A 22,758-nucleotide genomic window follows, 5' to 3' on the forward strand; every position below is an offset into this window, starting at 1 on the left:
GGAGGGGTCGATATGGCTCGCGCAATTCGTAAGCGTTGCATCGCACTCGCTGTGGCCGGGGCGGGGTTGACCGCAGCCTCGGCCGCTCAGGCGGGGCTGGTGCTGGACCTTCGCCTGGCCGACGGCGGGGGCAAGTTCAAGTTCGTCTCCCAGGGCGAGGTCGTCCCCCTCCAGCTCTTCGGCATCGTCCAGGGCACCGACGGCATCGACAACGAAACGCTGTACAACGTCTTCGCCGTTCTCCGCAGTTCCACCGGCGGGCTGCTGGGCGACTTCTCGCCCGCCATGCTACAGCCGCCGTTCGACACTGTTGCGGCGCAGCCGGGCGTGCCGCTCGACGCCGACGGGGACGGTGATTTGGACCTCGGTGCCGCCATCGGGGGACCGGGTAACACATTTCTTTTCGCTCGCGCGGATTACCCCTTCCCCGAGCCGCAGGGCGCGCGCATCGGCGCAGATGCGGAAGAGTTTCATTTGGCCAGCATCTCCTGGACGGTAACTGGAAGTTCTGGCGAATCTATGCTGAACGCCTATCGCGTCGCCAATTTCCCGGCAGAGACGGCGCTCCTTCTAGAGGACGGCGCGCCGACCACCACGGGTCCGACCTCTGCTGCGGGTGTCGTTGTGGTTGTCCCCGAACCCAGCACAGCCGCCATCCTATGCGCTTGTGGGTTAGGGCTTGGCGCGATCCAACGCGGACGTTTGCGTCGGCCCACCTGGTCGATGAGGTCATCCATCTGACGAAGAAAGGCGTCGCGCATCTGTTTGGGCACCAGCCGAGGAATTGGAGGACGCTGTGATGCTCGCACTAACGTCACGCCAATCAGACCTTCGGCGTCGGATTCGATTGACATTGGAGGTGATGCGACGTGGCCTGACCTCGCGCGCTGATAGGCGGGGTCGTACCCGATGTCTCCAGTTCGAGGCGGAGGAACTGGAACGGCGCAGGATGCTGTCGGTCTCGTTGACGCTCGATCGGAGTGAAACTCAAACTCAGACGATCGTCCCCGGTGAGGTCGTAAACGCGAGCAATGATGCAACCGCCGTGCAAAGTGAGATGAGTGTGGCAGTAAATCCGAAGAATCCGCGGAATATCGTCGGATTCAGCCACCACATAGTCGGTCTGCCGGCAAATCAAATCAATGTTTAACTACAGCACCAATGGAGGCGCAAGCTGGAACATGAACCCGATCGACGGGGCTGATGACAGTCTGGGATCAGCGACGCGGTTCGATCCCACGATCACCTTCGACGATGACGGTCGGGTTTACGTCGGTTACGGCGTTCATGCTGCCGATGGTCGCGTAACGGTCGTGGTCGCGAGCGATGACCTCGATGGTGGACAATCGTTTGACAGGTTTACGACTGTCGAGTCTCAGCTCGGACATCCGGTGTTCCCGGTGCTCGACAAGTGGTTTCTCGCGAGCGGTCGCGACCCAACTACTGGCAATCCGGCGGTCTACATCGCCTACTCGGCCCCTGTGGGAATTGTCGTCGCGGGCTCCAACAACGGTGGCGCTAGTTTCACTGCCCCGATCGCCGTTAGCTCCCCAACGACGGGCGGGTTGTTCGCTTGTCCGGCCGTCGGGCCCAATGGCGAGCTCTACATCTCGTGGTGGGATATCGCCGGAGGTAGATGATCTTGAAGCCGTGCACGTGGACGCCGCGTTCGTCAGCTCGGGCAACACGCTGACCGTTGAGGGCACCAGCGGCAACGACAACATTGTGGTGAGCCGCGTGCCCAACAACGACAGCTTCCTCCAGGTGGTCGTGAACGGGCAGACGGAGTTCGCTGGACGGCGCGACACGATCGGCAGGATGACCATCAACGGTTTGGCGGGAGGCGACGAGATCATCATCGACGACGATCTGCTGGCGATCCCGGCGACGGTCAACGGCGGGGACGGCATCGACACGATCGAAGTCCGCGGCAGCGCGGCCAACAACTTCATTACGTCGATGGCGGGCCGGGGCTGGACATGGTGAAGGTGAACACCGACTCCGGCGGAGCGACCGGCGTGGCGCGCGTGAAGTTCGAGGTGACCCAGGACCTGGCGCTGCTCCAGATCTAAGCCGCAGGCATTGCCAGCGTGGACGTGAACGGCAGCACCGTCGTGGACACCAATACGCTCACGATCTCCACCGACGACGCCGACGGCAGACTCGACCTGAATGACAACGATCTGATCGTCCGCAACACGCCTGACCTGGCGGCGATCACCACGCTGATCAAGACCGCGCTGGAGAACGGCGGGGCCTTCGACTGGCAGGGCATCGGCATCGGCAGCACGCAGGCGCACCTGCGCAACCAGCTCGCCGGCAGTTTCCTCTATGGCGTGGGCGTGTTGCGGAACGACCTGTCCGGCCACGTTGACGCCACCGATTACAGTCTGCTCGACTCCGGGTACGTGAACGGCCGGGTTGGCTGGATCTTCGGGGACTTCGATTACAGCGGAAACTTGGACGCCACCGACTACGCGCTGATCGACAACGCCTATGTGAACCAGTCCGGCACGCTGGGCCCGATGCGAAGCTCCGGCACGCGCTCCAACGCGGCGGAGGAGTTGTTCGGCTCGTGGAAGTACGACCTGGGCACGGCGGAGGAGATGATCCAGCGGCACCGCAAGGAGTTCGGCAGCGACTACGACGACGCGCTGGATGCCATTCGCAGTGGCAAGCTGGGGCTGAACCGGCTGGTGTGGTTCGTCGTTGTTCCGACACCGGAGGAACGGAAGTCGCGGCAGTTGTGATGGCCGCGGGTTCCTGATGCGCCGCAATCACTTCACCTTCGCCACAATCATCGTTACGTCGTCGGTTCGGCGGGTCAGCCCGACGAAGCGGCGCATTTCCCAGAGGATGTTCTGGGCGACGGTTTCGGCAGTGTCGCCGCCTTTTTTGAACGCCTCGATGATGCGCTGTCGCCCGAAGGTCTGGTTTTCGAAGTTCATCGCATCGGCCAGTCCGTCGGTGTAGAGCAGCAGCAGGTCGCCGGATCGGAGATCGACGATGGATTGCGTATAGGCCTCGTCCGGGTCCACGCCCAGGACCATGTTGTCGCTGCGCAGCTCGGTGACCTGCCCGTCGCGCAGCAGCAGTCCGGGTGGATGACCGGCGTTGCAGTAGGTGAGCCGGCGGTTGTTGGCGTCGAGCACGCCGTAAAACAGCGTGACGAACTCCGTGGGCTTGCTGTCGCGGTGGAGCATGATGTTGAGGCGGCGGATGACTTCGTAGAGGTAGTAGACGTTGTCCACCTGTGCCCGCAGCGCGGCGCGAACCGAGGCCATGATCAGCGACGCCGGCACCCCCTTGCCCGCCACGTCGGCGATGACCAGTCCCACGTTGTCGTACGGCAGCGGGATGAAGTCGTAGAAGTCTCCACCCAGCTCAAAGCACGGCACATATACGGCGGCCAGGTCGATCCCCGGAACCTGCGGGGGTTGCTGGGGGATCATGCGCTGCTGGACCTCGGCGGCCATGCGGACCTGCTTCTCCAGCGCCTCGGCCTGGAGCGTCTCGTCGAGCAGTCGCGCGTTTTCGATGGCGGCGGCGGCCTGCGCGGCCACGGCCTTGAGCAGATTGATCCGCAACTGGCTGAACGTCTGCTCGGTTTCGGTGTACAGCCGCAGCACGCCGATCGGCTTGCCCTGGTAGCGCATGCCCACGGCCAGGAATGAGGCAATTCCCTCGCGTTGCGCGTCGGCGGGGTACAGCACGCGCGGGTCGGTGGCCATGTTCCGCACATAGCAGTATCCCACTTCCGACAGCGCGATCTGGTCGATCTCGGACTTGCTGAGGCGAATCGGCCCCTTCTGAAGATACTGCTGGGAGAGGTTGTGCACCGCCTTGATCACCAGCTCGTCCTGTTCCGGGTCCAGCAGCCGGATGGAGGCGGCCTTGACGCCCATGATCTCCGCGACGGCGCGGACAGTCCGCTGGAGCACTCTGGGCAGGTCGCGGGCGTTGGCGAGCATCATCGAGAGGTTGTAGACGGCGGTCAGCTCGTCGATGCGCTGGCGAAGCTGGAACTCCTGGTAGCAGAGCCGTGCCAGTGCGTTGGCGATGAGGTAGAGGAACTGAATCGCCGCCGGACGCGTGTTCTTCGCCCGTGTCAGAGCTGAGATCAGGCTCTTGAGCTGTTTGAAATCCAGGTTGTATTTCTGCGCCAGGGCCTGCAGCCGGGTGTCATCGATGTTGGCGCAGGCGCCATCGGGCAGGGGGGTCATGCGGATCGTGCCCAGCCGCTGGTTATTGACGATGATCGGGGCGACGTAGACGCGTCCTTCCTTCTGCGGTCCCTCGGCCGAGGCCAGCTCATCGGCCTGCGCGATCGCGCGCTGTCTCTGGAGAAACTGCCGCGTGGGCGTGGGCTGGGTCAGGACGGTGCCATCGGCGTCGGTGATGATCGCTTTCACGTTCGCAACCGCCGCAAAGCCGTCCTGGATCTCCTGAAGCGTGGCCAGGTCCAGGAAATCTGTCAGGTGCAGATTCTGTGAATCCAAGGGGGTCTGCTGCTGCAACATTGGCGGGAAATTGTAGCGCAAGTGTCAGGTGGTTCAAATCGGATGGCGGTACCAAGGGCAGTGCCCAATTCGGCGGGTTCGCGGTATTCTGTTGATCATGCCAACCCGCACTGTGAACAACGTGACGTTTCATTATGCCGAGCGTGGGCACGGCACGCCGATCGTGCTGGTGCATGGCTTTCCGCTGGACGGGCGAATCTGGGAGGCGCAGCTCGAGTCGCTCAGCGACCGCTATCGGGTGATCGCGCCGGATCTGCGCGGCTTCGGGCAGTCGATCTCGTCCGAGCCGTTCACGATCGAATCGCTGGCCGATGATCTGCATGCGCTGCTGCGCGCGATCGGGGCATTGCCGGCGATTGTGGCGGGTCTTTCGATGGGCGGATACGTCGCCCTGGCGTTCGCCCGCAAATATCCCGCCGACCTGCGGGCGCTGGGACTGATCGACACCCGCGCCGAGGCCGACGCGCCTGCCGCCAGAGAAGCACGCGACAAGATGATCGAGCTGGTCCGCACGCACGGCACCAGGGCCGTCGCAGAGCAGATGTTTCCCAAAATGCTGGCGGAGCAGACGCTTCATGGCCGGCAGGATATCGCGCACAGGCTTCGGCGAATCATGGAGTCGCAGCCGCCCAGGACGGTCGAGTATGCGCTGGCGGCGATGCGCGATCGCCCGGACTTTACCTCGGACCTGCCTTCGATCGCGGTGCCGACGCTGATCATTGTCGGCGAGCACGACGTGATCACTCCGCCCGCCGTCGCCGAGGCCATGAGCAAGCAGATCCGCAATCCGACGCTGGTGGTCATCCGCCGTGCCGGGCATCTGGCCCCCATGGAACAGCCGGAGGATGTGACCACGGCGATTCGCCGCTTCGCCGAGATGGCGACGAGGTCAGACGGGCGCTGAGCGGACAACAGGGCCGCATCCGGTCTGTTGAAAGCTGTCGGCTTGTTCACGCACTCATGCTATGATTCGGGCATGAATCGCGAGCGTTTTGCCTGGACCGTGAGCATTATCCTGATCGCGCTGCTGGCCTTTCATCTGGAGGGCAGCCTGGCGCAGCGCGACGATGATTACGCATTTGTCAGGACGCTGGTCGATATTCATCGACAGGTGGCCAACAACTACGTCGAGCCGGTCGATGAGCAGCAGCTTCGGGAAGGGGCCATCGAGGGGATGCTCGGGGAGTTGGATCCTTTCACGATGTACGTCCCCCCGGCCAGGCAGGAGGAGTTCGAGCGGTTGCTGGAGGGCACGTTTAAAGGGGTAGGCATCCAGCTCAACCAGCTCGAGAACGGCACGATTGAGGTTGTCACCCCGATCGAGGGCAGCCCGGCATTCAAGGCAGGGGTGATGGCCGGAGACCACATCCTGAAAGTCAATGGCGAGGGGATCGAGGGACTGCGACTGCCCGAGGTGATCAAGAAAATCGGCGGACCGGTTGGAACGGAAGTGACCCTGACCGTCCGCCACGTCACCGGGCAGATCGAAGACCTGACCATGACGCGCGAGGAGATTGTGGTTCCCAGTGTCAAGGGCTACCAGCGCCAGCCGGACAATTCCTGGGATTACTACATCTGCGATGATCCGAAGATCGCGTATCTGCGGATCGCCCAGTTCACACCCGATACGTTTGACCGCGTCAAGGAAGCGATCACGTCGCTGCTGAGCCAGGGGATGCAGGGGCTGATCCTGGACCTGCGGTTCAATCCTGGCGGCAGGCTCGATCAGGCGGTGCAGGTGATCGACCTGTTTCTGGACAAGGGCGTGATCGTGAGCACGAAAGGGCGCAGTCGCCCCGAGCAGGTCATCCGCGCCACCGAGCCGGGAACTCTGCCGTATTTTCCGATGATCGTGCTGGTCAACGAGCACTCGGCCTCGGCCAGCGAGATCGTCGCGGGAAGCCTGATGGACAACCGCCGGGCCGTGGTCATCGGCGAGCGGACCTACGGCAAGGGAAGCGTGCAGGAAGTGATTCCGCTGGATAACAAAGGTGGCGAGCTGAAGTTGACCGTCGCGTATTACTACCTGCCCAGCGGCCGCCTGGTGCACCGCAGGAAAGACGCCACCGACTGGGGCGTGCAGCCGCAAATCGTCGTGCCGATGGAAACAACCGCCGAGCGCAGGGCGCTGGAACAGATGAGCGAGCGGGACCGGTTCCTTCGTCCCACGACACAGAAGGCGACTTCGCAACCCACCACCGCCGATACTCAACAGGTTCTGGATGCCCAGCTTCAGCGGGCGGTGGACACGATGATCGCGCTGGCGGTGCTGGAGCACAGTCGCCGGGAGTCGGCCATGGCGCCTTCGCTGCCGCCGGCGCCGAAGGTGCAGACACGGCTGGAGCTGACTCCTGCGTCGCAGCCCACAACAACCGCCCCAGCGCAGTAGATCAGACCCGCATTCCGCGAACTGCAATGGCGATGTCGCTGATCCTCGGGCTGGAATCGACGTGCGACGAGACGGGCGCCGCGGTGGTGGCCGACGGAAGACATGTCCGCAGCAACGTGGTCGCGACGCAGGTGGAGCTGCATGCCAAGTATCGTGGCGTCGTACCCGAGATCGCCAGCCGTGCCCATATCGAAAACCTTCTGCCGGTCATTCGCGAGGCTCTGGAGATCGCCGGCTGCACGCTCAACCAGCTCGACGCGATCGCGGTGGCGCATCGTCCGGGGCTGATCGGCTCGCTGCTGATCGGCGTGACCGCCGCCAAGACGCTCGCCTGGGCGCTCAACAAACCTCTGGTCGGCGTCGATCACGTGCATGCGCATTTGTACAGCGTGATGCTCAGGCAGGCGGGGCAGCGGGCGGCGGACAGCGGGCAGAACGAGGCGGAGGCTGCTGACTCCGGAACCTGCGCCTCGCACCGCGAGCCGCATCTTCCCGCGGTTGGCCTGGTGGTCAGTGGCGGGCATACCGCCCTGTACGATGTTCGAAGCTGGACCGACATCACGCTCATCGGCTCGACGATCGACGACGCCGTTGGCGAAGCCTACGACAAGGTCGCGGCGATCCTCGGTCTGGGCTATCCCGGCGGGCCGATCATCGATCGGCTGGCGCAGCAAGGCGATCCCGAGGCGGTGAAGCTGCCGCGGTCGCTGCTGGGGCGGGATTCGCTCGATTTTTCCTTCAGCGGCCTTAAGACCGCGGTGCTGTATCACGTTCGCGGCGTTCCCGGTCGCGGCGATACCCCGCCGCCGCTCACCGAGCAGCACATCCGCGACATCGCCGCCTCGTTCCAGGCCGCCTGTGTCGATACGATCGTGATCAAGCTGAAGCGCGCCCTTCGTCGCACGAACGGGCGGGCGGTGATTATCGGCGGCGGCGTGTCGGCCAACCGCGGCCTGCGCAACGCGCTGGCCCGCTTTGATGTGCCGGTCTTCTTTCCGCCGATGCAGTATTGCACCGACAACGCCGCGATGACCGCCGGGCTGGCGCACGTGCTGCTTGAGGCCGGGCAAACCAGCGGGCTGGATCTGGATGCGATTACCTACAGCCAGTTTCGGGCGTGAGAGTCGCAACACTGGCCACTACACCATGCAGCGCATCGTCACACTCCCGCCATTGCCTGCAAGACCTGTGGAGGGTCATAAGGGTCTGTTTGGGCGCGTGCTGGTGGTGGGGGGAAGCGAATCGATGATCGGGGCGCCGGTGCTGGCGGGCACCGCGGCGCTGAAAATGGGCGCAGGGCTGGTACAGATCGCCACGCCAAAGTCGATCCTCGCCCCCGCCATCTCGGTGACGCCCGAACTCATCGGCCTGCCGCTGGGCGCAGGCTCTGCCTCGCTTGCCGCGCTGGTGCAGGCCGCCGACGCCGCCGACGTGATCGTGATCGGTCCGGGCATGGGGCAGTCGCGCGACGCCGACTCGCGGCTGCGGCGGCTGATTCGTCTTGAAAAGACCATGCTCCTGGACGCTGACGCGCTGAACCTGCTGGCGGGTGGGCGGCGCTGGCCGGCGTCGTTCAAGGCGCCCGCGGTGCTCACCCCTCACCCCGGGGAGATGAGGCGACTTGGTCGATGGCTCGGCCGCGGCGAAGTGCCTCGCGACGACGATGGTCGGATCGAAATCGCCACGCTGGCGGCCACGACCTTCGGACAGGTCGTCGTGCTCAAGGGCCACCGAACCGTCGTGACCGACGGACAACGCGTCTACCTCAATCGCACGGGGGACAGCTCGCTGTCCAAGGCCGGCAGCGGCGATGTGCTCAGTGGCATCATCGCAACCCTGCTGGCGCAGGAGATGGATCGCTTCTGCGCCGCCTGCGCCGGCGTGTGGATCCACGGAACAGCCGGAGAACTCGCCGGCAAGCGGCTTGGCCGCAGGTCGGTGCTGGCGCGCGACGTCATCGACGCCTTGCCCGAGGCGATTGGCGCCTACGAAGCAGTCGCGGGCGTTACTTCTTGAGGATCAACAGGTATCCGATCACGCTGACGGCCACCAGCGCCGCGACGGACAGGAAGATCGCGATCGCCAGCATCGTCGTGAAGCGGACATTCTGCTTGTGCAGGATCCGTTCAAGCTGTCCATCGCGCGAATCCAGGTGATCGCGGATCTGCTCCAGCACCTGCGTGCTGGTGCTGGAGTTGCGGCTGACGCTCTGAAGCGCAAGTCCCAGATTGCTCATGTTGGCGCTGATTGCTTCGTCGGTCTGGCGGATGGATTCCATTCGATCACGAAGCTCCTCGAGCGTTTCGCGCTGTTCGCCGCCGCTCTGGCTCAGCTTTTCCAGGATTTCGCCAAGCTTCTGCTGCTGCGTGTTCTGGTGGGCCAGTTGCTGGTGGATGGCCCGCAGGGTCTCGCCGTGGATGCGGTTGCTCTCGGGAATGGCGCGTAGCGCCTCGGGCAGGTGTGCCAGGTAGCTGAGCAGTTCATCCTGCCTGCGGGCGTTGCGCTCCATCGTGTCGCGGATGGTGGCCATCAGGTCGGTGAGCGTGTCGAAGCCTTCCTGAAGCCTGGCGATCGCGGCGTTCTGCCTGGCCCAGGGTCGCAGGAACGTGCTTCGAGGCTCGATCGCCTGCGACGCCCCCTCGCGCGCCAGGGGAAGCTCTGTGCTGCCATTGCCCGCGCCTCCGCCGCGACGGAACCAGTTGCTCACGCGGGCGAAGAACGTTTTGGCCTGTTGCTGCTGCTCGTTCATGTGCGTCGCCTCCATGCAGAGGAGAACCCGGGGAAGCCGCCGCGCTTTGACAGCCGTCAAACCCGAATCTACCATCCGCGCGCAAGATCGCAACGGGCGCGGCCGGAATTCTCGATGATCAAACTCGAATGAGCAGTGCATGCCCCAATTCCAATGACCGGTGCTTCACTCGTCATTGGCCCATGTGTGCCGGTTGGCTGCTGGTCGTCGGGGTGTGGTTGTGGCTGGCCGGCGGTGCGGGTTGTGAGCAGTCCGGGTCGGATTCCACGTCCGCCAGCTCCGTCGCGGCGACGGCCAAATCCCCGAGGGTTGCGTCGCTGGTTCCCGCCGCCACCGACCTGCTTGTGGCCATGGGCGCTGGCGATCACCTGGTCGCCGTGAGCAACTGGGATACCCCGCGTCCGCAGATCGCGCACCTGCCTCGCGTGGGGGACTATCAGACGACCGACTGGGAGCAGTTGGCCCAGCTTCGCCCGGACGTGATGATCGTGTTCATGGCCGCCGAGCGGATGCCGGCAGGACTCAAGCAGCGCGCCGAGGCTCTGGGAATCAGGCTGGTGAACGTTCGGACCGAAACCGTGCGGGATATTCTTCAGACCATTCGCGATCTGGGCGAGTTGACCGGCGAGCCGCAGAAGGCCGCCGCCCTGGAGCAGAAAATCCAGTCTCAGCTCGACGCGGTCGCCAGGCGCGTGGCCGGCCGTCGGCCCGTGCCCACGCTTCTGGTTCGAGACGAGGCGGGCTTTGCGCTGATCGGCGGCGACACATTCGTTGATGACGTGCTGCGAATCGCCGGTGGAACCAATGTCGCGGCGCATCTGCCGGTGCGATATCCCACAGTCGATCGCGAGCAGGTTCTGGAGATGGACCCGCAGGCGATCGTGCAACTGATGCCCGGCGCGCCGCCCGGAGTGATCGAACGCGCCCGCCGAACCTGGCAGCAGATGCCCGAGCTTGCGGCAGTCAGAGAGCAACGCGTCTTCATCCTCACCGACTGGTATGTGCTTCAACCCGGCTCGCACGTCGGTGATCTGGCCGAGCAGATCTGTCGCCTGCTCCATCCGTCGGATTCGCCGGCGACCGCTGCGTCCGATTGATCCGCCGGACGGATTTCCCCGATGAAGCACTGGGACCTTCGACAACTCGCGATCACGCTGGCCGCCAGCACGATGCTGTGGGCGCTGGTCGCGGCGGCGTGTCTGATGGTCGGCTCGACCGGCACGATCGGCTGGCCCAGCAGGCTCCAGTACGAACATCGCATCGAGCTGGTGCTTCTGGCGTCGCTGGTGGGCGCGGCGCTGGCCGCCGCGGGCGTGGTCTATCAGGCGATCCTCCAGAACCCGCTGGCCGATCCGTATCTGCTGGGCATCAGCACCGGCGCGTCCCTTGCCGCATACCTCTGGCGATTCGCGGGTATCGGCGGGGCCATCGCCGTCGGACTCAGCCAACAGGCCTTCGCCTTCACCGGCGCAATCCTGGCGGTGGCGGTGGTCTTCTCGCTGGCCGGGGCGCGCGGACGCCTGGAGCCGCTGACACTGCTGCTGGTCGGCGTGATCGTCAATGCCGTTAACGCCTCCATCTATCTTCTGCTGAATACGATCTTCCGTGAACTGCCCGGCTCCGGCGGACCACTGACGTTTCTGGTCGGCGGGTTGCAGACCAACCTGGCGTCCGGACAACTGCTGGCCGCCGCCGTCGCCGTGGGGATTGGCTGGCTGATCCTGCTGTCGATCAGCGGACAACTGAATGTGGCGGTGCTGTCCGAGGGCGAGGCGATGTCGCTTGGGGTGCGAATCCACCGGCTGCGATGGGTTGCACTGATCGTTGCGTCACTGGTGACGGCATCGGCGGTGGCGGTCTCCGGTCCGATCGGTTTCGTCGGTCTGGTTTGCCCGCACCTGGGCAGGCTGGTGGTGGGCCAGGACCACCGCCGGCTGCTGCCGGTCGCCACCGCGCTGGGCGCGGCGCTGCTGGCCATCGCCGACGCCGCCGCACGCAAGATCGCTGGCGAGGGCGGCGTGCTGCTGCCCGTCGGCGTGCTCACCGGCCTGCTCGGCGGACCGTTCTTTCTGCTGCTGCTGTGGCAACGCCGACGACAGCAGCAGAACTGAGATCACCAAATGTTCCGGAAGCACCCGGCGGACACGTGATGAACATCGAGCTGTTGCATGCCCGCAACCTCACCTTCGCCTACACCGATCGACCGGTGCTCCGCGACGTCTCTGTGTCGCTTGGCGGCGGACAGGTCGTGGCGCTGATCGGCCCCAATGGCAGCGGCAAAAGCACCCTGATCAAGCTGCTGCTGGGGCACCTGCGTCCTGAAAAGGGTGAAATTCGATGGGACGGGCGCGACCTGCGGCAGTGGCGTCGGCGCGAGCTGGCGCGGCGTGTTGCGTATCTGCCGCAGTCGCCAACCTTCGAGCCGGAGCATCGCGTCATCGACGTGCTTCGGCTGGGGCGGGCGCCGTACTGGCAGACGTTCGGAATCGAAACGACCCATGATGCACAGGTGGTCGATCGCGTCGCCGATTTGCTGGAATTGACCGACCTGCTGAACCGGCGGATGGACCGGCTTTCCGGCGGGCAGCGACAGCGCGTGTTCGTCGGGCGATGTCTGGTCCAGGAGCCCGCCGCCATGCTGCTGGACGAGCCCAATACCTTCCTGGACCTGCGGCACCAGATCGACCTTGGGCTGTTGTTGAAGCGATTGGCCAACCAGCAGAGCCTGGCCGTGCTGATGGCGTCACATGACCTGAACCTTGCGGCGGCGTTCGCGGATCGGATGCTGCTGTTGAGCGACGGTGCGCTGGTTCGAGAGGGGCTGCCCGATCAGGTGCTGGATCCGCAGGTTCTTGGCCGGATCTACGGCGTGCCCATGCGCCGCCTGGAGATCGGCGACGGCTCGCCGCCAATCGTCGTACCCGAGATCAAAAAGACTCCCGACCCCTTAAAATAAGGGGTCGGGAGTCTTTTCGGCGGCCGGGAAAAATACTCCCGACCCCTTATTCGTCAGGATGGGCATCGTCCTCGAGGTATCGCTCGATGTGCCGGTCCAGATCGCTCATGCCCCCGGCGCAGTTGGCGGCTTCCACACGCTCAACCATCTCATCGCACCAGTCCTCTTCCTCCTGCTGCTCGGCGATGAACCAGTGCAGCATCACCTGCGCGGGGTAATCGCCCTCCTTCAGTGCCGCTTCGTAACAGCGATTGATCCCGACGGTGTTGGCGCGCTCCATCGACTGCGCATGGCGAGCCACATCCAGGATGCTGCCGAATTCGGTCCTCGGCGCCGGCAACGCCGATAGCTCGGGCATCACCCCCCGATCCAGCAGGTGGTCCATGATCTTCTGCGCGTGTTCACGCTCCTCCTGTGCCTGCTTGTAGAAGTAGCGGCCGAAGCCCTTGAGATTCTTATCCACGCACCAGACCGCCAGCGCCACATACGCATGCGCCGCGCCCAGTTCGTGGTTCAACTGTCGTTGCAGTTCCGTCAGCACCGCTGGTTTGATCGCTATTCCGGGCATGGATGTGTTCTCCGCGCGTCGCTGCTTGTGAACCTGACCCGTTCAAATCCTACTTGGAGAAAAACCGTTTGATCGCGTAGACGGTGGCCTGCCGCTGAACGGCGGCGATCGACTCCAGCAGGGGAATGTCCTTGGGACAGACCTCGACGCAGTTGCCCGCCTTGCCGCAGTCGGCCACACCTCCCTCGCCCATCAGCGCTTCAAGCCGCTGCTCCTTCAATGCCGCGCCGATCGGATGATCGTTGAAGAGTCGGACCTGGCTGATCACCGCGGCGCCGACAAACCTGTTGGCGGGCGTGTACTGTGGGCAGGCCTCCAGACAGCATCCGCAACTGATGCAGCGGCTGAGCGGATAGCGCTGCTCCTGAAGCGCCTGTGGAATCGGGGGGCCGGCACCCAGATGATATGTGCCGTCAATCGGCACCCACGCCTTGACACGCTTCAAATCCTCGAACAGCCGGCTGCGATCGACCCACAGGTCGCGCACCAGCGGGAACTTGCTCATCGGCTCAAGGGTGATCGGCTCGCCGGGCCGGCCCAGCTTGTCCACCAGTGCCGAGCACGACTGCCGCACCTTGCCGTTGATGATCATCGTGCAGGCGCCGCAGACCTCCTCCAGACAACCGCTGTCCCAGACCGGGGGAGTTGTCTGCCGACCATCGGTTGTCACCGGATTGGCCGCAATGTACTGAAGACATGAGATCACGTTCATGTTCGGCCGCCAGGGGACGGCAAACTCCTCCCACCGATGCGGTTTATCGGGACCATCCTGTCTGCGTATGCGGATGGTGACGGTCTGAGGCGGCTGTCCGTTCCCGCTGGCGGCGCCGCGCCCGCTGGTGGCAGGGCTTACCGCAGCAGAGTCGGTCGCTGTCTGATTCATGGTCACAGAATCGTAAAGCAGCGGTCGATGATCGACAAGCACACCCCACAGCGCGCCACGGTCGCCTTCAGCACGCTTCGGCTACCATGTCGCCTACCTGTGTGGTCGAAAAGCCCATTTTCCCGGCGGCCTGGCTCTTCATCTTCGGCGTGACTTTCATGATGCCGGCCTCGATGCGCGTGCCCGCCTCCACCAGTTTGGGGTCATTGCGGTTCACGCCGGTTTCGCGCAGCAGCATGGCCATGGCGGCGATGGCGGCGATGGGGTTGATCACGTTCTGCCCGGTGTACTTAGGCGCGCTGCCGCCCATCGGTTCGTACATGCTCACGCCCCTGGGGTTGATGTTTCCTCCCGCCGCCACACCCAGCCCGCCCTGTATCACTGCCGCCAGGTCCGTGATGATGTCCCCGAAAATGTTGTCCGTCACGATTACGTCGTAGAACTCGGGATTCTTGACGAACCACATGCACGCCGCGTCCACATGGTTGTAGTCGCGCTTGATGTCGGGGTATTCCTTCTGGCCGATTTCGTTGAACGCTCGCCACCAGGTATCGCCGGCATAGGTCAGCACATTGGTCTTGTGCACCAGGGTAAGCTGCTTCTTCTTGTTTCGCCGGCGGGTCAGGTCGAAGGCGTAGCGGATTGTCCGCTCGACTCCGAATCGCGTCGTGCAGTTGATCTGCGTGGAGACCTCGGCCGGCGTGCCCTTGTACTGAAAGCCGCCCATGCCGCTGTAGATCCCCTCGGTGTTCTCGCGCACAACGATAAAGTCGATGTCCTCGGGCCTCTTGTCTTTCAGAGGCGTTTCCACGCCCGGGTAAAGCTTCACAGGGCGGAGATTGATGTACTGGTCCAGCTCGAATCTCAGCCGCAGCAGCAGCCCTTTTTCCAGGATGCCCGGGGCGATTTTCGGATGCCCAACAGCACCCAGGTAAATCGCGTCGTAAGTCCGCAGTTGCGCGATCTCCTCGTCATGAATCACCGGAATGGTGGGCTTGTTCGGGTCACCGCCAGCGGCAAGGTAACGTTCCCCGCTGACGTTGAATTCAGTCAACTCGTATTCAAAGCCAACCTTTTTCGCGACGGCTTTGAGGACCTTGAGTCCCTCGGCCACCACTTCCGGCCCCGTGCCGTCGCCCGCGATCACCGCAATCCGCATGTCTGATTGCCTTTCAGTGCTGTGGAAAAAAGCCCCGTTGAATAAACCGGCGGGCTAGTCTATCGCTCGCCGGACGCGGGGCAAGGGCCTCCAAATGGATCGATCTCTTGATTCATTCCTCCTTTTCGTGCAGACTTCCCGAGCCTTGGTTAACTACCGCAATCCAGGAACTACCACCATGCCCAGCAACGACAGCTACGCGCCGGATCCGAAAATGAAGTTCACATTTGGCCTGTGGACGGTTGGCAACCCCGGACGCGATCCGTTCGGTCTGCCGACGCGCACCACGCTCACGCCCGTGCAGATCGTCGAAATGCTCGGGGAAGTAGGCGCATACGGTGTGAACTTCCATGACAACGACCTGATTCCCATCGACGCCACGCCCGCCGAAGCAGAACGAATCAAACGAGACTTCAAAAAGGCGCTGAAGGATAACGGGCTGGTCGTGTCGATGGCGACGACGAACCTGTTCGCCGACCCGGTGTTCAAGGACGGCGCGTTCACCAGCAACAACGCCCGCATCCGCGCCTATGCCATCCAGAAAACCATGCGCGCCATGGAGCTGGGGGCCGAGATGGGGGCCAAAATCTACGTGTTCTGGGGCGGACGCGAGGGCGTCGAGACCGACGCGGTCAGGAATCCCGTCGATGCCATCAAACGCTTCCGCGAGGCGATCAACTTCCTGTGCGAGTATTCCATCCAGCAGAAGTTCGGCTACAAGTTCGCCTTCGAGGCCAAGCCCAACGAGCCGCGCGGGCATATCTATTTTGCCGTTACCGGATCGTACCTGGCCCTGATCCCCACACTGGATCACCCGGAAATGTGCGGCGTGAATCCCGAAGTGGCACACGAGCACATGGCGGGGCTGGATTTCGTGCACCACGTGGCGCAGGCGATCGAGCTGGGCAAGCTGTTCCACATCGACCTGAACGATCAGGAATTCGGGCGATACGACCAGGACTTCCGCTTCGGCAGCGCCAACCTCAAGCATGCCTTTTTCCTGGTCAAGCTGCTGGAGGACCACAAATACAACGGCCCGCGGCACTTCGACTCGCACGCCTACCGGCAGAGCGATTACGAAGACGTGAAGGAATTCGCCCGCGGCAGCATGCGGACCTACATGATCCTCAAGGAGAAGGCCGCCCGCTGGAACGCCGACAAGGAGATCCAGGCACTCCTGCGCGAGATCAACGTCGAGGACCAGTCGCTGAGCAAGCTGACCAGAAAGTTCAGCGCCGGCAACGCCCGCAAGCTGCTGGATGCGCGGCTCGACCGCATCGAGCTTGCCAAGGCACGGCTTCCGTATGAGCGGCTGGATCAGCTCACCATGGAAATCCTGATGGGCGTGCGGTAACGGCGTACCGCGCGCCCAGCACTTGCGCGTTCCTCGGGCGGGATTCGCCCCGATTGCGGGACTCTGCAACATGAGCCGCAGCTCCCGTGGCGCCGCCTATAACCTTTCTGAAGCGGGATGGTCCATGCGACAGGGCGCAGCGGTCATGGCGGTGATGGTCGGGCTGGTGGGGCTGGCGTGCGGTTGCGCCAGCAAGCGCGTGGTGGTGCGCGTCTATGACGCCGAAACGCTGCAACCGATCCGCGGCGCGCTCGTCACCGCAGATTATCCCCACGTCTACGCGATTGACCTGTTTGTGCCTCGACAAACCCAGAGCCTCACCGACGCCGACGGCATTGCCAGACTTCGCGTGCGAAAATGGCGGCAGGCCGCGCGGATCTCGGCCAGCGCCGAAGGCTACCTGCCTCATGTTCCGCGTCTGGCGCTTCTGACGCTGCCTGAGCTTCGCCAGGAGCTTCGCCGCCAGCAGCAGCAGAAACTTCCCCCGGATGTGGTCGAGCTGGAGTTGTATCGCCAGCCCTGGCCGACGGTGACGATCGTGGTGCCGGCCGGCTATCGCGGGGCGGTGCCGATCCGATGGATTCGCAGACCCGGCTTTTCGCATCCATCGGGCGCGCGGCAGTTCGTGTACCACTTTGTACCCCCCGAGCCAGTCGAGATGACGCTGGCCCCACCGCTGCATCTGGTGCGGCATACCGATTACGACGCCTGCTACGACGATGGCACGCCGCTGCGGTCGGCCAGTTCGATCCGGGCCCGCGAGACGGCCACGGGATCGCGATACAAGCCGGTTTCGCCCGACGAGCCAGCCTGGCGGATGGCGGCCATCACGCATGATCTGACCGATCTCACCGGCGTGGTCTATGCGGTGGGCACTGCGGAGCAGGCCCGGGAGGTCGGCCAGCAGGTGCGCGCCAGCTTGCCTCAGCCGCAAACCCAGCCGCAACGCCCGTAACCCCACAGGCGGCGCAGCTGCGACCGGTGGCCGATCATGCGGATTGCTCAACCACCGCCGCTGCCGATCCAGTCCGCCTGTGGCTCGGTCATCCGCCGCGGATCCAGCGCCCGGTTCAGCGTCGCCTCGTCCAGAATCTTCCGTTGACGCGCCACCTCGCGAACCGTTCGCCCCGTGGCCAGGCTCTCTTTGGCGATCTCGGCGGCCTGGTCGTATCCGATCAGAGGCACCAGACTCGTGCACATCGCCAGGCTCTGTTCGACCAGCGATTCGCAGCGCTGGCGGTTGGCCTGGATGCCGGCGACGCAGCGGTCGGCGAACACCCGCGCCGCGCGACTGAGCAGCTCGATCGACTGAAGCAGGTTGTACGCCATCACCGGCATCATCACATTCAGCTCGAACGTGCTGCCCAGCGCGCTGCCGGACAGCCCGATTGTCGCGTCATTGCCGACCACCTGCGCGCACACCTGCAAAACCATCTCGCTCATGACCGGATTGACCTTCCCGGGCATGATCGAGCTGCCCGGCTGTGTCGCGGGAATCGTGATCTCCCCGATCCCGCACCGCGGGCCGCTGGCCAGCCAGCGGATGTCGTTGGCGATCTTCGTCATCGAGATCGCGATCGTCCTGAGTTGCCCGGAGGCTTCGACGATCGCGTCCTTGGCCGCCTGCGCTTCGAAGTGATTCTGCGCCTCGACGAATTCGATGCCGGTTTTGCTCGCGATGATCGCGATGGCCTGCCTGGCAAAATCGGGATGAGAGTTGATGCCGGTTCCGACGGCGGTTCCCCCCAGCGGCAGCTCGCGCAGCGCCCGGATCGCCTTTTGTGCCCGCATCGCGCCCAGTCTCGCCTGGGCCGCGTAACCGCTGATCTCCTGTCCCAGTCGAATGGGGGTGGCGTCCTGAAGGTGGGTTCGCCCGATCTTCACCACGTCGTCGAACTCCGCGGCCTTGCGACTCAGCGTCTGCTCCAGATGCTCCAGTGCCGGCACCAGCGCCTCGCGCATCGCCACCGCCGCACTGACGTGCATCGCCGTCGGGATCACGTCGTTGGAGCTTTGCTGCATGTTCACGTGATCGTTGGGATGCACCGGCTCCTTGCCGCCGCGCCTGCCCGTGGCGATCTCGTTGGCGCGCGACGCGATCACCTCGTTGGTGTTCATGTTCGTCGAGGTGCCGCTGCCGGTCTGAAAAATGTCCACAACAAAGTGCGCATCGAGCTTGCCGTCGATCACCTCCTGCGCCGCCTGCTGGATCAACTCGCGCCGACGCGCGTCCAGCAGACCCAGCCTGTGGCTGACTTCGGCGCAGGCCCACTTGATCAGGCCCATCGCGGCGATGAAACGCCGGGGAAACCGCAGGTCTGAAATCGGGAAGTTCTCCACCGCCCGTGCTGTCTGCGCTCCGTAATACGCATCAGCCGGCACGCGCATTTCGCCCATCGAGTCACGTTCGATTCGTTCCGACATGGCATACTCCTTGGCAGCAGTGTCGATTGTACCGCCTCGTTGGGAGAAGCAGCTACGACGTTTGGGCACTGCATCGTCCGAGACTCGCCCCCGCCCCGCGTGGTGGATTCATCTGACTGTCTCGCGGTACGGCCGGCCGGAGCGGAACAGGGCGATGCGCTGGCGAATCTGCTCGGCGGCGGGGTGCTGTGGATCGGGAATCAGCCGCAAAGCCGCCTCGGCGGTTGCGATGGCCTGGTCAAACTGCCCGGCCTCGGCGTAGGCGACTGCCAGCGTGTCCAGCGTATTGGGGTCCTGATGATCGGACAGTTGCACCGCCTGCTGCGCCAGCCGCACCGCCTCGGCGCCGTTGCGCGTCGCGTCCTGCGGCGCTGTGGCCAGGATCCACGCCAGGTTGTTCAGCAACCCCACGCTCTGCGGCGCCAGCGCCAAAGCGGCGCGGGTCTGCGCCGCGGCCTGGGGATAACGCCCCAGTTGTGTCAGGGCCAGGGCCAGTTCTGCGGCGATCGTCGCATCCTGCGGCCGCAGCCTGCTCGCCTGGCTCAAGTGCTCGACCTGCAATTCCAAAGCCCCGACATCTCTGGCGAATCGCGCGATGTTCAGATGCGCATTGACCCGAAGCGGCGTAAGCTGCATCGATCGCTGAAGGTGCTGCTGGCCCTGCGCGGTCTGCCCGGCCGCCACCAGCATCGTGCCCAGTAGCGCCTCAAGCTCCGCATCACGCGGGATTCGTCCGATGGCATCGGACAGCACCTGCATCGCCCGCGGTCGCTGCCCCAGCATCCACAGCCCGCGGGCGTAGTTCAACGCCGCCGCCGGCAATTGCCCGGCCACCTCCCACGCCCGGCGGTACTGCTCGACCGCTTCGGCTAGCCGCCCCTTCTTTTCCAGCACCATGCCCAGGCTGGTGCGGCTGATGCCGGAGTTGGGATGCCGTTCCAACGACCGACGCAGATGCATCTCCGCATCGTCCAGCATCCCGGCGCCAAGCTCGTATACACCCAGGTTCCTCAGGGCCACGCTGCTGTGCGGCTGCTTGCTGACCGCGTCCTGCCACAGCGCCAGCGGCGTTCGGTAGTCGTGGTTGCGGCGATAGGTCATCACGCCAAGCACCACCGCGGCGATGAGACTCAGGACAGTCACCGCTCCCGATGCCGGTCGCGGCCAGGTGTCGCTTTGTTCATCCTCCGGGCTGCCGGCGAGTCGCGCGATCAGTCGGTACAAGCCGAGCACTCCAACGCTCAGCACGGCGATCAGCGGCAGATACATGCGATACTCGGCGATGACCTCGGTGGGCATGGCCAGGATGCTCGACGAAGGCGCCAGCACCATGAAGAACATTGCTCCGGGCAGTCCCGAGGGACTTTTGCGGACCACCGCCCACAGCGTCAGCACCCCCAGCACGATCACCACCGCCGCCCACGGCGCGTACTCGGCGAATCGGCGCAGCACCGGCACGTCGATGTTCGCCCAGCCGTGATACAGGATCAGCGGCCATGGCCGCAGGCACAGGATCAGGTAGTGGACGATGACCTTCATCTGGGTCTTGAGGTAATCCAGCGCGGTGAGGTTGGGGAAATTGAACGCGACATCCGGCCCGTGCGGTTTGAACCACAGCAGCACTGCCAGAGGAATCCAGGTTGCGAAAAGGGCCAGGTAGAACCAGCGTCGGCGGCGCAGGGCATCGGCGAACGAAGCTGAAAGCAGCGTGCGATCGTACAGCAGCACCAGCAACGGCGCCGAGGCCATCGGTTCCTTGCTGAACAGCCCCAGCAGACACGCGAGCACCGCCAGCGCCAGCCACGCGGCGCCTCGGCGGGGGGGCGGATCCGGCGAGCTGCCGCGGATGAAGCAATACAGCGTCAGCAGGTAAAACAGCCCCATCAGCGATTCGGCGCGCTGGGAGATGTACGTGACGGCCGAGGTGGTCAACGGATGCACGACCCAAAGCAAGGCGATCAAGCCGGCGAGCAGATCCTGGGCGGCGGCGAAGCGGTCGCGCAGGATCGGCAGGCGCAGTGTCCGCCGCACAACCCCGAACAGGGTCACGCCCGCCAGCAGATGCACCACCACATTGAACAGGTGGTATCCCCAGGGGTCGGCGCCATGGAGGCGATGGCTCAGGGCCATGCTGAACATGGCGACGGGCCGGCCGGTGAGGGTCGTCCACGGCGGCCCGAGCAGGCTTGTCTTCGTCGGCCAGAGGCTGGTGATGTCCGGGTTGGTCAGGATGTTTCGCGTGTCGTCCAGGACGAACGCGCCGCGGAGGCTGTTGCTGTACGCCGCGGCGCCGGCCAGCACGATCAGCACCGGCCAGACAAACCTGCCTGAGGCTCGCGAGCCGCGGCTGGTCAGTTGCTCGGTGTGTGACTCACTCATCGGCAGCGCAGCTCAAACAGAAACCCATGCCAACACTCGCCCTGAGATGCTCGAATCACGCGGCTGATCAGCTCCGCTTTATTCTGGCGATTCTGACTGGCTGATCCGCTTGACCGCATCCCCGCCGATCAGCGCGTGCAGCTCGCGGAGGATGGCGACGATCCGCCCGGCCTGCGGCAGGTGCGACAGCGCCTGGCGCATCGCCGGCTCGTCGATTTCCGCGGCGTTTCGCCCGGGGAACCAGTGCCCGCCATTGCCCAGAAGGTTATATCGCATCTTCGCGTAGCCGGTCATGTCATACGCCGCCACCAGGTTCCGCAGCCACAGGATGATCGGCAGGTTGATCTGTCCGGGGGTCGATTCCCAGGGCGGCAGATCCATGTTGAACGGATCCCGCAGGTCCGGCTCGACGGCGTTGTCGTAGGCATCGCGCAGGCGCTGGAGGATCGGCTCAAGGATCTGATCGGCGCGCGGCAGCAGCTCCATCGCTTGAAGATGCAGGTCAAAGTCTGTCGGGCGGGCGGCGCCGATGCTCAGCGTGTGGACCTGCGGGCGGCTGAGGCAGAACAGGTCGTTGAACACGATCGGATGCAGCGGGCGTGTCAGCTCGACGAGTTTGCCCGGCGGGTCGTAGAGCTTGCCGCCCTTGTCCGAGGGGCTGATGATGAACACGCCCATGTCGCGGCGTGTGGCCTCCTCGATCGCCGGCCAGTTGCGCTGGAAGATGTAGTACCAGTGGAGATTGACGTAATCGAATCCGCCGTCGGCTTCGTGACGGATGCAGGTGAGGATGTCGTTCAGCGGCGCGTGGGTGGAGAAGCCGACGTGCCGCACCAGCCCGCGTCGCTGGAGCCTGCGTGCGGCCGCCAGGCAGCCGCCCGGACGAAGCGACTGCTCGACGAGCTGCGCGTTGTTGATGCCGTGGATCGCCAGCAGATCGACGTAATCAAGCCCCAGCCGCGAGAGCGAATCTTCAAAGTTGCGCGTGAACTCATCCGGATTCTCGCTGGGGGCGATCTTGGTCTGGACGATCAGACTCTGCCGCGGCAGCCGGGGCAGGATCAGCCCCAGTTGGCGTTCGGATGATCCGTATCCGCGGGCGGTTTCGATGTGATTGATGCCCAGGTCGATGGCGCGTCGGATCGTGGCCTCGAGGTTCGCCTGATTCTCCGGGGGCACCTGGCTCAGCGGCAGGTCCTGCCACTTGTACTGATACCGCATCCCACCGCAGGAAAAGACCGGCATCGACAGGTTGGTCCGGCCGAAACGACGATAGATCATGCCGGTCATGGTGCGGCAATCCGGGCCATGCGTCAACGCATTGCCGACGGCCGTGCCGCATGCGGGCGCGCTGCCGGTGGTATCAGGCGGGCTGAT

At 64.4% G+C, this 22,758-nt stretch carries 21 protein-coding genes; 13 read left to right on the forward strand and 8 right to left on the reverse strand.

Features of this window, described 5'->3' with window-relative positions; all coding sequences use genetic code 11:
- Positions 1–12: 12 nt before the first annotated feature.
- The 4 genes from ACQS5P_RS14560 to ACQS5P_RS14575 all read left to right on the forward strand — a co-directional run bounded on the left by ACQS5P_RS14560 (position 13) and on the right by ACQS5P_RS14575 (position 2,750).
- Positions 13–741: a hypothetical protein gene (locus ACQS5P_RS14560; protein WP_428937345.1), complete on the forward strand. Its 729-nt coding sequence runs from the start codon at positions 13–15 to the stop codon at positions 739–741.
- Between the two features lie 440 nt (positions 742–1,181).
- Positions 1,182–1,640 (forward strand): hypothetical protein, encoded by a 459-nt coding sequence (locus ACQS5P_RS14565; protein ID WP_428937346.1) that lies wholly within the window; start codon positions 1,182–1,184, stop codon positions 1,638–1,640.
- Positions 1,641–1,650: 10 nt separating this feature from the next.
- Positions 1,651–1,986: a hypothetical protein gene (locus ACQS5P_RS14570; RefSeq protein WP_428937347.1), complete on the forward strand. Its 336-nt coding sequence runs from the start codon at positions 1,651–1,653 to the stop codon at positions 1,984–1,986.
- Positions 1,987–2,090: 104 nt separating this feature from the next.
- Entirely contained in the window at positions 2,091–2,750 is a 660-nt protein-coding gene (locus tag ACQS5P_RS14575; RefSeq protein ID WP_428937348.1) for a hypothetical protein, read from the forward strand.
- Positions 2,751–2,777: 27 nt separating this feature from the next.
- Here the strand turns inward: ACQS5P_RS14575 and ACQS5P_RS14580 are convergent, their stop codons facing one another.
- Positions 2,778–4,520: a SpoIIE family protein phosphatase gene (locus tag ACQS5P_RS14580; protein ID WP_428937349.1), complete on the reverse strand. Its 1,743-nt coding sequence runs from the start codon at positions 4,518–4,520 to the stop codon at positions 2,778–2,780.
- A 97-nt stretch (positions 4,521–4,617) separates the two neighbouring features.
- Here ACQS5P_RS14580 and ACQS5P_RS14585 point away from each other — a divergent pair, with 97 nt between their 5' ends.
- The 4 genes from ACQS5P_RS14585 (at position 4,618) to ACQS5P_RS14600 (ending at position 8,925) form a co-directional block, all read left to right on the forward strand.
- Entirely contained in the window at positions 4,618–5,424 is an 807-nt protein-coding gene (locus tag ACQS5P_RS14585) for an alpha/beta fold hydrolase (RefSeq protein ID WP_428937350.1), read from the forward strand.
- 72 nt (positions 5,425–5,496) lie between these two features.
- The gene (locus ACQS5P_RS14590) at positions 5,497–6,909 is read left to right on the forward strand and encodes a S41 family peptidase (RefSeq protein WP_428937351.1); all 1,413 of its coding nucleotides are present in this window, start codon (positions 5,497–5,499) and stop codon (positions 6,907–6,909) included.
- A 32-nt stretch (positions 6,910–6,941) separates the two neighbouring features.
- On the forward strand, positions 6,942–8,030 hold the full coding sequence (gene tsaD / locus ACQS5P_RS14595; protein WP_428937352.1) for a tRNA (adenosine(37)-N6)-threonylcarbamoyltransferase complex transferase subunit TsaD: 1,089 nt from the start codon (positions 6,942–6,944) through the stop codon (positions 8,028–8,030).
- A gap of 25 nt (positions 8,031–8,055) precedes the next feature.
- A complete protein-coding gene (locus ACQS5P_RS14600; protein WP_428937353.1) occupies positions 8,056–8,925 on the forward strand; it encodes an NAD(P)H-hydrate dehydratase in 870 nt (289 codons plus the stop codon).
- Here the strand turns inward: ACQS5P_RS14600 and ACQS5P_RS14605 are convergent.
- Positions 8,915–9,658: a hypothetical protein gene (locus tag ACQS5P_RS14605; protein WP_428937354.1), complete on the reverse strand. Its 744-nt coding sequence runs from the start codon at positions 9,656–9,658 to the stop codon at positions 8,915–8,917. The genes ACQS5P_RS14600 and ACQS5P_RS14605 overlap by 11 nt on opposite strands.
- 182 nt (positions 9,659–9,840) lie before the next feature.
- On the opposite strand from ACQS5P_RS14605, the gene ACQS5P_RS14610 reads away from it, so the two are divergent.
- Genes ACQS5P_RS14610 through ACQS5P_RS14620 form a run of 3 tightly spaced genes read left to right on the forward strand, consistent with a single transcriptional unit; the run spans position 9,841 to position 12,614 of the window.
- Positions 9,841–10,755, forward strand: coding sequence for an ABC transporter substrate-binding protein (locus ACQS5P_RS14610; RefSeq protein ID WP_428937355.1), 915 nt, complete (start codon positions 9,841–9,843; stop codon positions 10,753–10,755).
- Between the two features lie 21 nt (positions 10,756–10,776).
- The gene (locus ACQS5P_RS14615; RefSeq protein WP_428937356.1) at positions 10,777–11,769 is read left to right on the forward strand and encodes a FecCD family ABC transporter permease; all 993 of its coding nucleotides are present in this window, start codon (positions 10,777–10,779) and stop codon (positions 11,767–11,769) included.
- A 38-nt stretch (positions 11,770–11,807) separates the two neighbouring features.
- On the forward strand, positions 11,808–12,614 hold the full coding sequence (locus ACQS5P_RS14620; RefSeq protein WP_428937357.1) for an ABC transporter ATP-binding protein: 807 nt from the start codon (positions 11,808–11,810) through the stop codon (positions 12,612–12,614).
- Positions 12,615–12,660: 46 nt separating this feature from the next.
- Here ACQS5P_RS14620 and ACQS5P_RS14625 read toward each other — a convergent pair whose 3' ends face one another.
- The 3 genes from ACQS5P_RS14625 to ACQS5P_RS14635 form a co-directional block, all read right to left on the reverse strand.
- Positions 12,661–13,182, reverse strand: coding sequence for a ferritin (locus ACQS5P_RS14625; protein ID WP_428937358.1), 522 nt, complete (start codon positions 13,180–13,182; stop codon positions 12,661–12,663).
- A 49-nt stretch (positions 13,183–13,231) separates the two neighbouring features.
- On the reverse strand, positions 13,232–14,065 hold the full coding sequence (gene sdhB / locus ACQS5P_RS14630) for a succinate dehydrogenase iron-sulfur subunit (protein WP_428937359.1): 834 nt from the start codon (positions 14,063–14,065) through the stop codon (positions 13,232–13,234).
- 67 nt (positions 14,066–14,132) lie between these two features.
- Positions 14,133–15,224, reverse strand: coding sequence for a 3-isopropylmalate dehydrogenase (locus tag ACQS5P_RS14635; RefSeq protein ID WP_428937360.1), 1,092 nt, complete (start codon positions 15,222–15,224; stop codon positions 14,133–14,135).
- Positions 15,225–15,402: 178 nt separating this feature from the next.
- Here ACQS5P_RS14635 and xylA point away from each other — a divergent pair, with 178 nt between their 5' ends.
- Positions 15,403–16,578 (forward strand): xylose isomerase, encoded by a 1,176-nt coding sequence (gene xylA, locus ACQS5P_RS14640; protein WP_428937361.1) that lies wholly within the window; start codon positions 15,403–15,405, stop codon positions 16,576–16,578.
- 70 nt (positions 16,579–16,648) lie between these two features.
- Positions 16,649–17,533: a hypothetical protein gene (locus ACQS5P_RS14645; protein WP_428937362.1), complete on the forward strand. Its 885-nt coding sequence runs from the start codon at positions 16,649–16,651 to the stop codon at positions 17,531–17,533.
- Positions 17,534–17,580: 47 nt separating this feature from the next.
- Here the strand turns inward: ACQS5P_RS14645 and ACQS5P_RS14650 are convergent, their stop codons facing one another.
- The 3 genes from ACQS5P_RS14650 to ACQS5P_RS14660 all read right to left on the reverse strand — a co-directional run bounded on the left by ACQS5P_RS14650 (position 17,581) and on the right by ACQS5P_RS14660 (position 22,662).
- Positions 17,581–19,002, reverse strand: a complete 1,422-nt coding sequence (locus ACQS5P_RS14650) for a class II fumarate hydratase (protein ID WP_428937363.1) — start codon at positions 19,000–19,002, stop codon at positions 17,581–17,583.
- Between the two features lie 108 nt (positions 19,003–19,110).
- A complete protein-coding gene (locus ACQS5P_RS14655; protein WP_428937364.1) occupies positions 19,111–21,381 on the reverse strand; it encodes a tetratricopeptide repeat protein in 2,271 nt (756 codons plus the stop codon).
- A gap of 78 nt (positions 21,382–21,459) precedes the next feature.
- Entirely contained in the window at positions 21,460–22,662 is a 1,203-nt protein-coding gene (locus ACQS5P_RS14660) for an aldo/keto reductase (RefSeq protein WP_428941028.1), read from the reverse strand.
- Between the last annotated feature and the right edge of the window lie 96 nt (positions 22,663–22,758).

The organism is Fontivita pretiosa, assembly GCF_050410795.1.
Lineage (GTDB): Bacteria > Planctomycetota > Phycisphaerae > Tepidisphaerales > Tepidisphaeraceae > Fontivita > Fontivita pretiosa.